The 15,028-nt window shown below is 61.4% G+C and carries 11 protein-coding genes; 4 read left to right on the top strand and 7 right to left on the bottom strand.

The window, feature by feature from the left end:
• Positions 1 to 2: 2 nt before the first annotated feature.
• The 4 genes from I5961_RS23225 (at position 3) to lpxC (ending at position 4,433) form a co-directional block, all read left to right on the top strand.
• On the top strand, positions 3 to 869 hold the full coding sequence (locus I5961_RS23225; RefSeq protein WP_085700832.1) for a cell division protein FtsQ/DivIB: 867 nt from the start codon (positions 3 to 5) through the stop codon (positions 867 to 869).
• 15 nt (positions 870 to 884) lie between these two features.
• The gene (gene ftsA / locus I5961_RS23220) at positions 885 to 2,144 is read left to right on the top strand and encodes a cell division protein FtsA (RefSeq protein ID WP_085700831.1); all 1,260 of its coding nucleotides are present in this window, start codon (positions 885 to 887) and stop codon (positions 2,142 to 2,144) included.
• A 68-nt stretch (positions 2,145 to 2,212) separates the two neighbouring features.
• A complete protein-coding gene (gene ftsZ / locus I5961_RS23215) occupies positions 2,213 to 3,409 on the top strand; it encodes a cell division protein FtsZ (protein WP_085700830.1) in 1,197 nt (398 codons plus the stop codon).
• 112 nt (positions 3,410 to 3,521) lie between these two features.
• Complete coding sequence (gene lpxC / locus I5961_RS23210) at positions 3,522 to 4,433, top strand: UDP-3-O-acyl-N-acetylglucosamine deacetylase (RefSeq protein ID WP_007956752.1); 912 nt, start codon at positions 3,522 to 3,524, stop codon at positions 4,431 to 4,433.
• Between the two features lie 61 nt (positions 4,434 to 4,494).
• On the opposite strand, the gene I5961_RS23205 is transcribed toward lpxC, so the two are convergent.
• From I5961_RS23205 to I5961_RS23175, 7 genes are all read right to left on the bottom strand, one after another.
• A complete protein-coding gene (locus I5961_RS23205; protein WP_227233500.1) occupies positions 4,495 to 6,000 on the bottom strand; it encodes a sensor domain-containing diguanylate cyclase in 1,506 nt (501 codons plus the stop codon).
• Positions 6,001 to 6,112: 112 nt separating this feature from the next.
• Entirely contained in the window at positions 6,113 to 7,429 is a 1,317-nt protein-coding gene (locus tag I5961_RS23200; RefSeq protein ID WP_227233498.1) for an OprD family porin, read from the bottom strand.
• Positions 7,430 to 7,622: 193 nt separating this feature from the next.
• Complete coding sequence (locus tag I5961_RS23195; RefSeq protein WP_227233497.1) at positions 7,623 to 7,847, bottom strand: hypothetical protein; 225 nt, start codon at positions 7,845 to 7,847, stop codon at positions 7,623 to 7,625.
• 243 nt (positions 7,848 to 8,090) lie between these two features.
• A complete protein-coding gene (locus I5961_RS23190; RefSeq protein WP_085700826.1) occupies positions 8,091 to 9,455 on the bottom strand; it encodes a heavy metal sensor histidine kinase in 1,365 nt (454 codons plus the stop codon).
• Positions 9,445 to 10,122, bottom strand: a complete 678-nt coding sequence (locus tag I5961_RS23185; RefSeq protein WP_227233495.1) for a heavy metal response regulator transcription factor — start codon at positions 10,120 to 10,122, stop codon at positions 9,445 to 9,447. Before I5961_RS23185 ends, I5961_RS23190 begins: the two co-directional genes overlap by 11 nt.
• A gap of 8 nt (positions 10,123 to 10,130) precedes the next feature.
• The gene (locus tag I5961_RS23180; RefSeq protein ID WP_227233493.1) at positions 10,131 to 13,232 is read right to left on the bottom strand and encodes a multidrug efflux RND transporter permease subunit; all 3,102 of its coding nucleotides are present in this window, start codon (positions 13,230 to 13,232) and stop codon (positions 10,131 to 10,133) included.
• Positions 13,229 to 14,389, bottom strand: coding sequence for an efflux RND transporter periplasmic adaptor subunit (locus I5961_RS23175; protein ID WP_227233491.1), 1,161 nt, complete (start codon positions 14,387 to 14,389; stop codon positions 13,229 to 13,231). The genes I5961_RS23180 and I5961_RS23175 overlap by 4 nt, the downstream gene beginning before the upstream one ends.
• Positions 14,390 to 15,028 lie beyond the last annotated feature (639 nt).

The raw sequence follows: 15,028 nt of genomic DNA, 5'->3' as shown, positions 1-15,028 counted from the left end.
CCATGCAAGGCGCACATCTCAGACATCAGCCACCCGCACCCGGCCGCAAGCCGGTGCCGCGGGGTGCCAGCCGAATGGTGGCCAAAGAGCCGATGTCCGCGCGCCTGCCGAAAGCCAACTTCGGCTTCTTGAAAAGTCTGTTCTGGCCGGTGCTGCTGGTGGCCCTGGGGTTCGGTACTTACGAAGGCGCGCAGCGTTTGTTGCCGTACGCCGACCGGCCGATCACCAAGATCGCCGTGCAGGGCGACCTGAGTTACATCAGCCAGCAAGCGGTGCAGCAGCGGATCGCCCCGTACGTGGCGTCGAGCTTCTTCACCATCGACCTGGCGAGCATGCGCACCGAGCTTGAGCAGATGCCGTGGATCGCCCACGCCGAAGTACGTCGGGTCTGGCCGGATCAGGTGGTGATCCGCCTCGAAGAGCAACTGCCGGTGGCCCGCTGGGGCGACGAGTCGTTGCTCAACAACCAGGGCCAGGCGTTCACGCCCAAGGAACTGGCGAACTACGAACACCTGCCGCAGCTGTTCGGCCCGCAGCGGGCCCAGCAGCAAGTGATGCAGCAATACCAGGTACTGAGCCAGATGCTCCGGCCATTGGGCTTCTCGATTGCGCGGCTCGAGCTGCGTGAACGTGGCAGCTGGTTCCTGACCACCGGTGCCGGCAGTTCCGGTCCCGGGATCGAACTGCTGCTGGGACGCGGCAACCTGGTGGAAAGGATGCGCCGCTTCATTGCCATCTACGACAAGACGCTTAAAGACCAGATTACGAACATTGCGCGCATCGATCTGCGCTACGCCAACGGCCTCGCTGTTGGCTGGCGGGAACCAGTAGCGCCGACGACAGCCCAACCCGCTGTCGCAAAGAATTAAGAAGAGGCAGGACCCATGGCAAACGTGCAAAGCGGCAAAATGATCGTCGGTCTCGATATCGGCACCTCCAAGGTGGTGGCGCTGGTCGGCGAGGTTGCGGACGACGGCACGCTCGATATCGTCGGGATCGGCACCCATCCGTCCCGCGGCCTGAAAAAAGGCGTGGTGGTCAACATCGAGTCCACCGTGCAGTCGATCCAGCGCGCGATCGAGGAAGCCCAGTTGATGGCGGGCTGCCGCATTCACTCGGCGTTCGTCGGCGTGGCAGGCAATCACATCCGCAGCCTGAACTCCCACGGCATCGTCGCGATCCGCGACCGCGAAGTCAGCTCCGCTGACCTGGAGCGCGTACTCGACGCCGCCCAGGCCGTGGCGATCCCGGCTGACCAGCGTGTGTTGCACACCCTGCCGCAGGATTACGTGATCGATAACCAGGAAGGCGTGCGCGAGCCGCTGGGCATGTCCGGCGTGCGTCTGGAAGCCAAGGTTCACGTGGTCACCTGCGCCGTCAACGCTGCACAGAACATTGAAAAATGCGTGCGTCGCTGCGGTCTGGAAATCGACGACATCATTCTTGAGCAACTGGCCTCGGCCTACTCGGTCCTGACCGACGACGAAAAAGAGCTGGGCGTTTGCCTGGTCGACATCGGCGGCGGCACCACCGACATCGCGATCTTCACCGAAGGCGCCATCCGCCACACGGCGGTGATCCCGATCGCGGGCGACCAGGTGACCAACGACATCGCCATGGCGTTGCGCACTCCGACCCAGTACGCCGAAGAAATCAAGATCCGTTACGCCTGCGCCCTGGCCAAACTGGCCGGTGCCGGCGAGACCATCAAGGTGCCGAGCGTCGGCGACCGTCCGCCGCGCGAACTGTCGCGTCAGGCCCTGGCCGAAGTGGTCGAGCCGCGTTACGACGAACTGTTCACCCTGATCCAGGCCGAGCTGCGCCGCAGCGGCTACGAAGACCTGATCCCGGCCGGCATCGTGCTGACCGGTGGTACCTCGAAGATGGAAGGCGCTACCGAACTGGCCGAAGAAATCTTCCACATGCCGGTCCGCCTGGGCGTGCCGCACGGCGTGAAGGGGCTGGATGACGTGGTACGCAACCCGATTTATTCCACTGGCGTTGGCTTGTTGATGTACGGCCTGCAGAAGCAGTCCGACGGGATCTCGTTCTCGGGCATCGGCAACCGCGACAGCTACAGCAGCGATGAGCCGCAGGCGCCGTTGCTGGACCGTTTGAAGAAGTGGGTTCAAGGCAACTTCTGACGCTTTACCGCAGCACCGCAACAAATCAGCAGTAGGCGAAAAAACTAGAGAATGTAAGGAGAGGGAAAATGTTCGAACTCGTAGACAACATCCCCGCAAGCCCGGTAATCAAAGTTATCGGTGTTGGCGGTGGCGGCGGCAACGCTGTCAACCACATGGTCAAGAGCAACATCGAAGGCGTGGAATTCATCTGCGCCAACACCGATGCTCAAGCGCTGAAAAACATCGGCGCGCGCACCATTCTGCAACTGGGCACCGGCGTGACCAAAGGCCTGGGCGCCGGCGCCAACCCGGAAGTCGGCCGTCAGGCTGCGCTGGAAGATCGCGAGCGCATTGCTGAAGTGCTGGCCGGCACCAACATGGTGTTCATCACCACCGGCATGGGCGGCGGTACCGGTACCGGTGCTGCGCCGATCATCGCCGAAGTGGCCAAGGAAATGGGCATCCTGACCGTTGCGGTCGTGACCCGTCCGTTCCCGTTCGAAGGTCGCAAGCGTATGCAGATCGCCGACGAAGGCATCCGCATGCTCTCGGAAAGCGTCGACTCGCTGATCACCATTCCGAACGAAAAACTGCTGACCATTCTCGGTAAAGACGCAAGCCTGCTGTCGGCTTTCGCCAAGGCTGACGATGTACTGGCCGGCGCCGTTCGCGGTATCTCCGACATCATCAAGCGTCCGGGCATGATCAACGTCGACTTCGCCGACGTGCGCACCGTGATGAGCGAAATGGGCATGGCGATGATGGGCACTGGCTGCGCCAGCGGTCCGAACCGTGCACGTGAAGCGACCGAAGCGGCCATCCGCAACCCGCTGCTGGAAGACGTGAACCTGCAAGGCGCACGCGGCATTCTGGTGAACATCACTGCCGGTCCTGACCTGTCTCTGGGTGAGTACTCCGACGTGGGTTCGATCATCGAAGCCTTCGCTTCCGAGCACGCCATGGTCAAGGTCGGTACCGTGATCGATCCGGACATGCGCGATGAACTGCACGTGACCGTGGTTGCTACCGGTCTGGGCGCGAAAATCGAGAAGCCTGTGAAGGTCATCGACAACACCGTTCACACCTCGATGGCGGCTGCTCCAGTGCAGCAACCGGCACCCGCTCGTCAGGAACAGCCAGCGGTGAACTACCGTGACCTGGACCGTCCGACCGTCATGCGCAACCAGGCTCAGGCCGGTGCTGCGACTGCCGCGAAGATGAATCCGCAAGATGACCTGGACTACCTGGACATCCCGGCTTTCCTGCGTCGTCAGGCCGATTGATGAAATGTATCAGGGGTATTCAGGTGATTGGTGTTCAGCAAAGGCTCGGTCTGCTATCATCGCCAGCCTTTGTTGATACCAGTTCGCAATTTGCGCTGAAGCGGCCCATGCCATGATTAAACAACGCACACTGAAAAATATTATCCGTGCCACCGGTGTAGGTCTGCACTCCGGGGAGAAGGTTTACCTGACCCTCAAGCCTGCACCTGTCGACACCGGGATCGTCTTTCGTCGTGCCGATCTCGATCCGGTTGTCGAGATACCGGCTCGCGCGGCCAACGTCGGCGAGACAACCATGTCGACGACGCTGGTCAACGGTGACGTGAAGGTAGACACGGTGGAGCACCTGCTCTCGGCCATGGCTGGCCTGGGCATCGATAACGCCTACGTCGAGCTCTCCGCGTCTGAAGTCCCGATCATGGATGGCAGCGCAGGACCTTTCGTATTCCTGATTCAATCGGCTGGCCTGGAAGAACAGGACGCCGCCAAGAAATTCATCCGCATCCTGCGTGAAGTGACAGTGGAAGACGGCGACAAGCGCGCCACTTTCGTCCCTTTCGAAGGGTTCAAGGTGAGCTTCGAGATCGATTTCGATCACCCGGTTTTCCGGGACCGCACCCAAAGTGCAAGCGTGGACTTTTCCAGCACTTCGTTCGTAAAAGAAGTCAGCCGCGCCCGTACTTTCGGTTTCATGAGTGACATCGAGTACCTGCGCAAGCACAACCTCGCACTCGGCGGCAGCGTGGAAAACGCGATCGTGGTCGATGCCGATGGCGTACTGAACGAAGACGGCCTTCGCTATGAAGACGAATTCGTGAAGCACAAGATCCTCGATGCGATTGGCGACCTGTACCTGCTGGGCAACAGCCTGATTGGTGAGTTCAAGGGCTTCAAGTCCGGCCACGCACTGAACAACCAGCTACTGCGCAAGTTGATTGAGCAGAAAGATGCCTGGGAAGTCGTGACGTTCGAAGACGCCAGCACTGCACCAATCTCTTACATGCGCCCGGTTGCGGCGGTGTAAGTAAAAAACCTCTCTAGTTTTTTGAAGGCCACCTTTGGGTGGCCTTTTTTTATGCCTGTTCTCAGGCCATGACCACCCGGTTTCGCCCACCTTCCTTGGCTTGATACAACGCCTTGTCCGCCGCGAACAACAGCTGCTCCAGGCTGATCTCGCTGGTGGCTGTCCAGGTGCTGATGCCGATGCTCACGGTCATCGGTGACTGGTCTTGATTCACGCCCGGCAGTTGTTCCACCGCCGCGCGAATGTGCTCGGCGATCTGTTGTGCTCCCAGGCTGTCGGTCTCTGCGAGAATCACCGAAAACTCCTCACCGCCATACCGCGCCACCAGATCCGCCGGACGCCGCACATTGGAGGTGATTACCCTGGCCAGTTCACGCAACGCCTGATCCCCGGCCTGGTGCCCGTGTCGGTCGTTGAAGGCCTTGAAGTGGTCCGCGTCGATCATCAGCAATGACAGCGGCTTGCCCGAGCGCTGGGCGCGGAACCATTCGTGGCGCAGCGACTGATCGAGCATTCGCCGGTTGGCGACCCCCGTCAGGGCATCGGTCGCCGCCAATTGCGCCAGTTCCCGTTCGGCCCGCTGGCGCAGGCGCAGCTCCCGGGCCAGCAGCCAGGTCAGCCACAGCAGGCCGGCACACAGCACGCCGGTGGCGCCGCTGATCAGGATCGCCGTGCGTCGCCACGCGCCGAATACTTCTTCGCTGGACAGGGCAACGATCACCGTCAGCGGCAGATTGCCGACCCGCGAATAGGTGTACAGCCGTTGCTGATAATCCATGCTCGAAATGCTGTTGAAACTGCCGCTGCCGTTGCTGTCGCGCAGGATCCGCACCACATTGGGCCGGGTGGCGAAGCTCTTGCCGATCGAATCACTTTGCAGGTAAGGCTTTTGCGCCAGCAGGATGCCGTCGTTGTTGATGATGTTCAGGGTGCTGTCGATGCCGATATCGAGGCTGTTGAACAGCTGATCGAAGTAGTCGAGTTTCATCGACGCCACGGCCACGCCCAGGAAATCGCCGGTGTCCGAGGAAATCCGCCGGCTGAAACTGATCCGCCACTGGTTGGCGTCGTCGCAATCGCAACGGGGCTTGAACGGGCGGCTGATGAACATGCCGGCGTCGCGGTTGAAGGCGTGGGCCAGGAAGTAATCGCGGTCGGCGAAATTGCCCGGTAGCGGTTCGACCCGCGAGGAGTCGGCGATGACCTCGCCATGCTTGTCGAGCAGCAGAATGTCGCCCTTGAAACGCGCTGTGGTGGAGCGGTCGAACAGCGCAAGGTGACGGATCTGCGGCGACACGTTTTTCAGGTCGTCGCGCTGGGCGGCGGCAATCAGACCTTGCAGAGTCAGGTCGTACAGTTCGACGGTGCGCAGCACATCGGCGTCGATCAACTGGGCAATGGTAGTGGCGCTGCGGGTGGCCGATTCCTGAGCGTTGGCGTGTTCGCGGATCAGCAGGAACGTGACGATACACACAATCGCGATCACGCTCAGCAGGCTGCCGAGGATCAGCAGCAGCTCGGGACGTCCGGTCTTGCCCGCAGCAGGTGGGGTACGGCTCGCGATCATGGTTGGGTTGTCGGTTGAGGAGTCTTATAAGCGTAGTTGTACAAACGTCGCTGCCGCACACGCAAGAAAAAGGCCAGCGCATAAGGCCGGCCTCTCAACTGTAGCGCCGATCTTAGAAGACGTTGATCGGGTAGTCAATGATCACACGGTATTCATCCGTGTCCGTATCCAGCGCACCGTAACCGTTGCCGCCACGGTTGGTCGCCCATTGCAGGCGCACTGCGAGGTCTTTGGCCTGACCGCTCTGCACCACGTACTTGAGGTCGATATCGCGCTCCCAGTGTTTGGCGTTGCGGCCATCGGCGCTGTACCACGAGGCGTAACCCTTGCTCTGCGGATCGACCTTGGTCAGGTCCAGCGTGCCGCGCGAGTAAGACAACGAAGAGGTCAGGCCTGGCAAGCCGAGTCCTGCGAAATCGTAGGCGTACTTGAGTTTCCACGAGCGCTCGTTCGGTCCGTTGAAGTCCGAGTACTGCTGCGAGTTGTCGAGGTAAACGCTGTCGCCCTGGCTGATGTAATCGAACGGCGTGTTGCCGTTGACCCGCTGGTACGCGGCGGTGACGCTGTGATTGCCGATACCCACGGTGAAATGCAGGCTGTAGGTGTTGTTGTCGATGTTGCCCAGCAGCGCTTCGCCGGTGTCCTGCGTGTGATAGAAGTGCAGGCCCGGGTTGAGGGTCACCTGATCGTTCAGCGCCCAGGTGTAGTCGAGGTCGTAGTAGTACTGGTTCCAGATGTCCTTCAACTCGGAGGCGTACAGACTGCTGGTCAGGCCTTCGACACCGCTCCAGGCCACGCCGGCCCAGTTCAGATGCTGGCTCTTGTCGCCGTCGGCGAGGGTGCCGTAAGAAGTGCCGATGCGTTTGTGGCCACTCTGGTTGTAGGGTTTGGTGAAACTGGCCTGGCCGCCTTCGATCATCCAGCCGTCGAAGCTGTGGTTGGTCAGGCTGAGGCCACGAAAAGTCTGCGGCAGCATGCGCGTCTCGCCACCGGCGATCACCGGATTGGCGAGGAACAGGTCACCGGCCTTCAGTTCGGTATCGAACGCACGCATTTTCAGCGTACCGCCCGCCGTGGAGAGCGAGCCCGGCGCTTTGCCGTTGCCGTCGCTGACGGGCAGGATGCTGGAGTTATCGGTGCCACCACCGCCGTCGAGTTTCAGACCGAGCATGGCGTGGGCATCGATGCCGAAGCCGACCGTGCCCTCGGTGTAACCCGACTCGAATTTGCCGAGCAAACCCTGGCCCCACTCGATGTTGTCATCCGTCTGCTGCAGACGGTTGCGATTCATGTAGTAGTTGCGCGCGTTGAGGTTGAGACTCGCGCCTTCGATGAAACCTTGTTTCTCGGCTTCGGCAGCATGGGCGGCGGGGGCAATCGTTGCGGCAATTGCAATGAACAGCGGGGTAAAGCGAACTGGGTAACGCACGTGCGGTAAAGCTCCTTGGGTCAACTGACACTTCAATGTCTTGAGGTGCGGGATGTTTCAGTTGTTAAAGACGCACCAGACAGCTTTCACACCACAACGAAAAAAGGCCGCTGAAAATCAGCGGCCTGGAAGGACGACGGTTGAACGGGAAGAGCCAAACAACCGCGTCGAGGGAAACGGAGCGGTGCGCGCCTCAGCTGTCGGATCCGGAGTCGGACTGCGCTTGGGAAAGGCCGGCCTGCGGGGCTTGCGTGGCGTCTTTGGCCTTGGCCATCATTTCTGCCTGATGCTGTTCATACGCTTGAGCGCGAGCTGCATTGTGCGCTGCGAACAACTGCGATTCTTCAGCCATCGCCATCGGCGACAGGATCAATGAGGACAAAACGAAAGCGCTGGCAATACCCATACTGTTGGACATCTTGAAAACCTTCTTGCTTGGCAAGTGCTGTTTGGTGCGGGCAAAGATAAGGTTGCCGGGCGTTGGGAAACAGCGTGATTTTCATAAATGACTGTTACAGCGCAAGCAAAGATCAACAGGTGAACATTACTGGGTTCGGCGTGGGAACACCTTGATGGAAGCTCTGTGTTCGACTTTGGAATGGAACGCGGAGCGTCCCGGGCGGCATTCCCACGCAGAGCGTGGGAACGATGAGGGGTGGGGTCAGACCGGCAAGTGAATCCCGAAGGTATTGATCCCGCGATCACTGCGCACAAACACGTCGCCGCCATGCATCAACGCAATCGCCTTGACGATCGCCAGCCCCAACCCGTGATTGTTGCCGCTGTTGGTGCGCGATGCATCGACCCGGTAGAAACGCTCGAACAAGCGCGGTAAATGCTCGCTGGCAATCGGCGAGCCGGGGTTGGCCACGCCGATGCTGACCTGATGTTCCTCGACCGCGATCTGCACTTCGATCACCTGTCCGGGCGCGGTGTGTTGCACCGCGTTGCTCAGCAGATTGATCAACGCCCGGCGCAGATGAGCGATCTCGATCTGCACCTGCGCATCGCCGCTCACCCGAACCTGAACCTGCGCATCTTCGAGGATGAAGTCGAGGTATTCGAGGGTGGTCGCCACTTCATCGGCCAGTGAAGTCGAGGTCAGTTTGGTGGCCTTGCTGCCCTGATCGGCGCTGGCCAGAAACAGCATGTCGTTGATGATCGAGCGCAGGCGTTCCAGCTCTTCGAGGTTGGATTGCAGCACTTCGAAATAATGCTCGGCAGAGCGCCCGCGAGTCAGCGCGACCTGGGTCTGGCCGATCAGGTTGGTCAACGGCGAGCGCAGTTCATGGGCGACGTCGGCGTTGAAGGATTCAAGCCGCGAATAGGCTTGTTCAACCCGCTCCAGCGTCGAGTTGAACGAGTCGACGAACTGCTCCAGTTCCGGCGGCAATGGCGACATGCGCAGGCGCCCGGCCCGCAACGGCGGCGCCAGACGTTGGGCTTCATGGGACAGTTTGATCAGCGGTTTGAGGCCGATTCGCGCCACCCAGTAACCCAATGCCGAGGCCAGCAGCACGCCGATCACCGCCAGACTGATCAGCGCGATCAGCAACTGATGCTGGGTCTGGTGAAGGGTCTCGGTGTCGATGCCGATCATGAAGCGCAGCGGCGGGCGCTGATCCTTGGCCGGCAGTTCGGTCAGCAGCACTTTCAGCGGGTAAGGATGGTTGGGCAGTTGCAGGTCGCGCATGCCCGGCGCACCTTGGGCGAACGCACGGATCAAGGCATCCGGCTCGCCGAATTCGTACCCCGGATTGCCGCTGACCACCCAGAAATGGATGCGCTTGTCTTCTTCGCCGAGCAGCTTGAGCTTGGCATTGATCTTTACCCAATGCTCGGGAGTGCCATAGCGGTTGAGCGCGGATTCGAGCACGCTGTAACGCGCATCCAGTTCCGCTTCCGGCAGCAGGCCGAGGCCCTTGTCCACTTGTTGATACAGCGCGCCGCCGATCAACAGGAAGACCAGCAGCGCCACCAGCGTGAACATCCCGCTCAGGCGCAGCGCTATTGAGTTACTGGACACCGCGGCTCTCCAGCACATAACCCATGCCGCGGATCGTGTGCAGCAATTTCTCCTCGAACGGCCCGTCGAGCTTGGCCCGCAGGCGCTTGATCGCGACTTCGACGACGTTGGCGTCGCTGTCGAAATTGATGTCCCAGACCATTTCCGCAATCGCGGTTTTCGACAGTATTTCGCCCTGACGCCGGGCCAGCACACTGAGCAGCGAAAACTCTTTCGCCGTCAGATCCAGCCGGGTACCGGCGCGGGTGGCCTTGCGGCTGATCAGGTCGATCCACAGGTCGGCGATGCTCACTTGCACCGGTTCATGGCCACCGCTGCGGCGGGTCAGCGCTTGCAGGCGCGCCACCAGTTCGAGGAAGGAAAACGGTTTGCCGAGGTAATCGTCGGCGCCGTCGCGCAGGCCCCTGATCCGGTCCTCGACCCGCTCGCGGGCGGTGAGCATGATCACCGGTGTCTGCTTGCGCGCACGCAATGCGCGCAGCACGCCGAAACCGTCGAGGCCCGGCAGCATCACGTCGAGGACGATCACCGCGTAGTCGCTTTCCAGCGCCAGGTGCAGGCCCTCGATACCGTCGCGGGCCAGATCCACGGTGTAACCCTGTTCCGTCAGGCCGCGGTGCAGGTAGTCCGCGGTTTTCTCTTCGTCTTCGATAATCAGAACGCGCATGACCCGCCTCAGTCTGTCGTTGCCAGCGCCGCGACGGGCGCAGGTTTGGGCTTGTGGAACAGCCGCTCAAGCCACAAGTATATGACCGGCGTGGTGAACAGCGTCAGCATCTGGCTGACCAGCAAGCCGCCCACCACCGCGATCCCCAGCGGCTGGCGCAGTTCGGCGCCGGTGCCGTAGCCGAGCATCAGCGGCAGCGCGCCTAGCAGCGCGGCGAGGGTGGTCATGATGATCGGCCGGAACCGCGTGATACACGCTTCGAAAATCGCATCCTGCGGCGACAGCCCGCGATGACGCTGCGCCTCAAGGGCGAAGTCGATCATCAGGATGCCGTTCTTCTTGACGATACCAATCAGCAGCACCAGCCCGATCAGCGCCATGATCGAAAAGTACTGACCGCAGATCCACAGCATGATCACCGCGCCCAGACCCGCCGCCGGCAGGGTCGAGATGATCGTCAGCGGATGGACGAAGCTCTCGTAGAGCACGCCCAGGATGATGTACACCGCCACCAGCGCCGCGAGAATCAGCCACGGCTGACTTTTCAGCGAACTCTGGAACGCTTGGGCCGCGCCCTGGAAGTTGCCGCTGATTGCGGTCGGCATGCCGATTTCGGCTTTGGCCTGATTGAGCAGAATCACTGCATCGCCCAGTGCCACACCGGGCGCCAGGTTGAACGACAGGTTGGCGGCCGGGAACATGCCGTCGTGGGCGATGGACAGCGGGCCGATGGTCGGCGCGTCGAAGCGGGCCAGCGCCGACAGCGGCACCATTTCTCCGCTCAGCGGTGAGCGCAGGTAGAAATAGTTGAGGCTTTCGGCCTTGCCGCGCTGCTTGGTGTCCAGCTCCAGGATCACGTTGTACTGGTTGACCTGAGTCTGGAATTCGTTGATCTGCCGCTGGCCGAAGGCGTCGTACAGCGCTTCATCGACATCACTCGCCGTCAGGCCGAAACGCGCGGCGGCGCTGCGGTCGATGCTGATGTGGGTGATGCTGCCGCCCAGTTGCAGGTCGTTGGAAATGTCACGGAACGCCGGAATGCTGCGCAGCTTTTCGGTGAGTTTCTGGGTCCAGGTCGCGAGGGTCGGCCCGTCGTTGCTTTTGAGCACGTATTGATACTGAGCACGGCTCGGACCGGAGCTGAGGTTGATGTCCTGGCCGGCGCGCAGGTAAAGCACGATGCCGGGGACTTTCATCAGTTGCGGACGAATGCGGTCGATGAACTGGCTGGCTGAAACATCTCGGTCGCCGCGTTTTTTCAGCGCAATCCAGAAGCGTCCGTTGGCGATGGTCTGGTTGCTGCCGGATACGCCCACCGAGTGGGAAAACGCCTGGACGGCCGGATCGGCGGCGACGATTTCGGCCATCGCCAGGTGTTTTTTCACCATGTCGCTGTAGGAGATATCGGCTGCAGCTTCGGTGGTGCCGAGGACGAAGCCGGTGTCCTGCACCGGGAAGAATCCTTTGGGGATAAACACGTAGCCGCCAATCGCCAGTGCGACGGAAAGGCCGAACACGCCGATCATCAGTTTCTGGTGGGCGAGGGCGCGGCGCAGGCCTTTCTCGTACCAGCCGAGCAGGCGTTCGCTGAAGCCCGGTCTGTCATGGGCGTGATGCACCGGTTTGCGCATGAACAGCGCGGCGAGGGTTGGCGCCAGGGTCAGCGACACCACCACGGAAATCAGGATGGTCGAGGTGGCCGTCAGGGCAAATTCCTTGAACAACCGCCCGACCACGCCACCCATGAACAGCAGCGGAATGAACGCCGCCACCAGCGAGAAACTGATCGAGACCACGGTGAAACCGATCTCGCCGGCGCCCTTGATTGCGGCGTCGCGCATGCTGTCGCCGGCCTCGAGGTGGCGGTGAATGTTTTCCACCACCACGATCGCATCGTCGACCACGAAACCTACCGCCACGACGATGGCCACCAGCGTCAGGTTGTTCAGGCTGAAACCGAGCAAGTACATCAGGGCGAAACTGGCGGTCAGCGACACGCCGAGTACCGCCGAAACGATCATCGTCGCCGACAGCTGACGCAGGAACAGTGCCATCACCGCCACCACCAGCAGGATCGCGATCAGCAAAGTGATTTCCACCTCATGCAGCGAGGCGCGGATGGTCTGGGTACGGTCGATCAGGGTTTTGACCTGCACCGAGGCCGGCAGCATGGCTTCGAGGCCGGGCAGGGCGGCCTGAATCCGGTCCACCGTTTCGACGATGTTGGCGCCGGGCTGGCGGAAGATCACCAGGTTCACGCCCGGCTGATCGCCAGCCCACGCTTGGACGTAGGCATCTTCCGAACCGTTGACGACTTTGGCGACATCCTTGAGGTGAACCGGGGCGCCGTCCTTGTAGGAAACGATGAGCTGACTGTATTCCTCGGGGTGGAACAACTGGTCGTTGGTCGACAGCGTGGAAATGCTCGACTCGCCGTACAGCGCACCTTTGGCGAGGTTGAGGCTGGTCTGCTGGATCGCCACGCGAATATCGGCGAGGGTCAGGCCGATGGCCGCCAGTTTGTCCGCCGAGGCCTGTACGCGAATCGCCGGACGTTGCTGGCCGGTGATGTTGATTTGGCCTACGCCGTCGACCTGACTGATCTGACGCGCAAGGAGGGTTTCCACCAGGTCACTGAGTTCGGTGCCGGGCATTTGCGTGGAGCTGACGCTGAGGATCAGCACCGGGCTGTCGGCCGGGTTGACCTTCCTCCAGGTCGGCAGGGTCGGCATGTCTTTTGGCAGTTTGCCGGCGGCGGTGTTGATTGCGGCCTGCACTTCCTGGGCGGCGGTGTCGATGCTCTTGTCGAGGGTGAATTGCAGGGTCAGCAGAGTGGAGCCCAGCGCACTGCTGGAGGTCATCTGGGTCATGCCGGGGATGGCGCTGAATTGCACCTCCAGCGGCGTGGCCACGGACGAGGCCATGGTGTCCGGACTGGCGCCGGGCAACTGTGCGGAAACTTGAATCGTCGGAAATTCCGCTTCCGGCAACGGGGCGACCGGCAGGCGCGGGAAGGCAATCACTCCGACCAGTACCAGCGCGATGGTCAGCAGAATCGTCGCCACCGGATGATCGATGCACCAGGTCGAAACGCCTTTGTGCTGCTTCATGGCTGGGGCTCCGCTTGCACCACCTGCGGCGGTTCGCTCATGACCTGCACGGTCGAGCCGGGCTTGAGCCGCGACTGGCCATCACTGACCAATACGTCGCCGGGTTTCACGCCCTTGATGATGTCCTGGCCGCTGCCCTGATAGACCATCTGCACTTGCACGGCTTCAACCTTGTCGCCGTTGACCCGATACACGAAATGTTGATCGAGGCCGCGTTGTACGACGGTGGGCGGGACCACCAGCGCATCTTTATCCAGCGCTGTCTGAATCTTTACCGTCACCAGCAGGCCGGGCCAGAGCTTCTGATCCGGGTTGTCGAATTCGGCCTTGGCGCGGATGGTGCCGGTGTTGGCGTTGATCTGGTTGTCGATCAGCGTCAGGTGACCTTCGCCCAGCAGGTTGCCGGTTTCGCCGTCGGTGTCGGCGCCGATGTACGCCTTGACCTGAGCGCGCTGCGGATCGCTGATCAAGCCTTGCAGGGTCGGCAGCATTTGCTGGGGCAGGGAAAACTCGACGGCGATCGGGTCGATCTGGGTCACGGTGAACAGACCCTGGGTGTCGGTCATGCGCAGGAAGTTACCTTCGTCGACCGTGCGAATCCCGACGCGGCCGGTGACCGGGGAGCGAATCTGGGTGTAGGAAAGTTGTACCTGAGCCGCGTCAATCGAAGCCTGATTGCCCTGGGCGGTGGCCTTGAGCTGGTTGACCAGTGCCTGTTGCTGGTCGTAGGTCTGCTTCGATACGCCGTCGTCGACGCTCAGCAGTTTGTAGCGCTTGAGGTTGACCAGAGCGACTTGCAGTTGCGCCTGGCTTTCGCCCAGTTGCGCCCGGGCCTGGTCGAGGCTGGCGCGGATCGAGCGGTCGTCGATGGTGGCGAGCAGGTCGCCCTGTTTTACCAGTTGACCTTCCTTGACCAACAGCTTGGTGAGGATGCCGTCGATCTGTGGGCGCACCACCACGCTGTGCAGCGAGAGGACCGAGCCGATGCCGCTGGTGTAGCGGGGGACGTCTTTTTCGCTGACGGCGACGACCCGCACCGGGATGGCGGTGGGGGCGGCGAGTTTGGCCGGGGCGGGTTTGTATGCGTACCACAGACCGGCGGCTGCGAGGGCGATCAGCAGGGTGGCGAGCAGGGCCTTTTTCTTCTGGATTTGCATGCTTGTGGGGCGCCAGGGGGACGGGGTTTGGGCAGGTTTTGTCTTTATAAACTTGTTTGCGGGTCAGGAGGGTGACGGCTAACTGACGGCGCTGTCAGTTTCGGCTTTTGACTTGGCGGCCTTTGGGCCGACCATGCTGTTTTGGGTTTGGGTGTATATCCGTTTCTTCGGGTGTTGCGGCTGGCGGTTTCGCCCTTACGGCGAGTCCCTTTTTCAAACGCCAAAAAGGAACCAAAAGGCTTGGCCCCTGCGTTCGGCGCCTCGCTGTGGCTCGGCGTTCCTTCGTTCCGGGATTCATCCGGGGGCATCGCCTACGGTTTGCTTCGCTGCACCTCCTCTCGATGCATGCGGCTGCGCCGCACGGTCGCTGCGCTCCCACCCCCGGATAAATCCCTCCACTCAGCCTTCCGATGGGGCCGGCACGTCAAAAGCGGTACTCGAGCTAACGCTCATTGTGTTGAGTGGTTAGAAGCAGAAAGCAGAAAGCAGAAAGCGGACTGCTTTTGCTCTGATCGTTCCCACGCTCCGCGTGGGAATGCAGCCCGGGACGCTCCGCGTTCCATTTTCGGATGTTTGGAAATGTGGGGGGGGGGTACCGTTTGTTGTTGCAGTGCTTTTGATCGTTCCCACGCTCCGCGT

This window comes from Pseudomonas sp. IAC-BECa141, assembly GCF_020544405.1.
Classification (GTDB): Bacteria; Pseudomonadota; Gammaproteobacteria; order Pseudomonadales; family Pseudomonadaceae; genus Aquipseudomonas.
This window is presented reverse-complemented; position numbering and strand designations above follow the sequence as displayed.

What these genes read in the sequence shown, in the direction of transcription:
- I5961_RS23225 (WP_085700832.1), top strand. Translation starts at nt 3, where the DNA reads ATGCAAGGCGCACATCTCAGACATCAGCCACCCGCACCCGGCCGCAAG.
- ftsA (WP_085700831.1), top strand. Translation starts at nt 885, where the DNA reads ATGGCAAACGTGCAAAGCGGCAAAATGATCGTCGGTCTCGATATCGGC.
- ftsZ (WP_085700830.1), top strand. Translation starts at nt 2,213, where the DNA reads ATGTTCGAACTCGTAGACAACATCCCCGCAAGCCCGGTAATCAAAGTT.
- lpxC (WP_007956752.1), top strand. Translation starts at nt 3,522, where the DNA reads ATGATTAAACAACGCACACTGAAAAATATTATCCGTGCCACCGGTGTA.
- I5961_RS23205 (WP_227233500.1), bottom strand. Translation starts at nt 6,000, where the DNA reads ATGATCGCGAGCCGTACCCCACCTGCTGCGGGCAAGACCGGACGTCCC.
- I5961_RS23195 (WP_227233497.1), bottom strand. Translation starts at nt 7,847, where the DNA reads ATGTCCAACAGTATGGGTATTGCCAGCGCTTTCGTTTTGTCCTCATTG.
- I5961_RS23185 (WP_227233495.1), bottom strand. Translation starts at nt 10,122, where the DNA reads ATGCGCGTTCTGATTATCGAAGACGAAGAGAAAACCGCGGACTACCTG.
- I5961_RS23180 (WP_227233493.1), bottom strand. Translation starts at nt 13,232, where the DNA reads ATGAAGCAGCACAAAGGCGTTTCGACCTGGTGCATCGATCATCCGGTG.
- I5961_RS23175 (WP_227233491.1), bottom strand. Translation starts at nt 14,389, where the DNA reads ATGCAAATCCAGAAGAAAAAGGCCCTGCTCGCCACCCTGCTGATCGCC.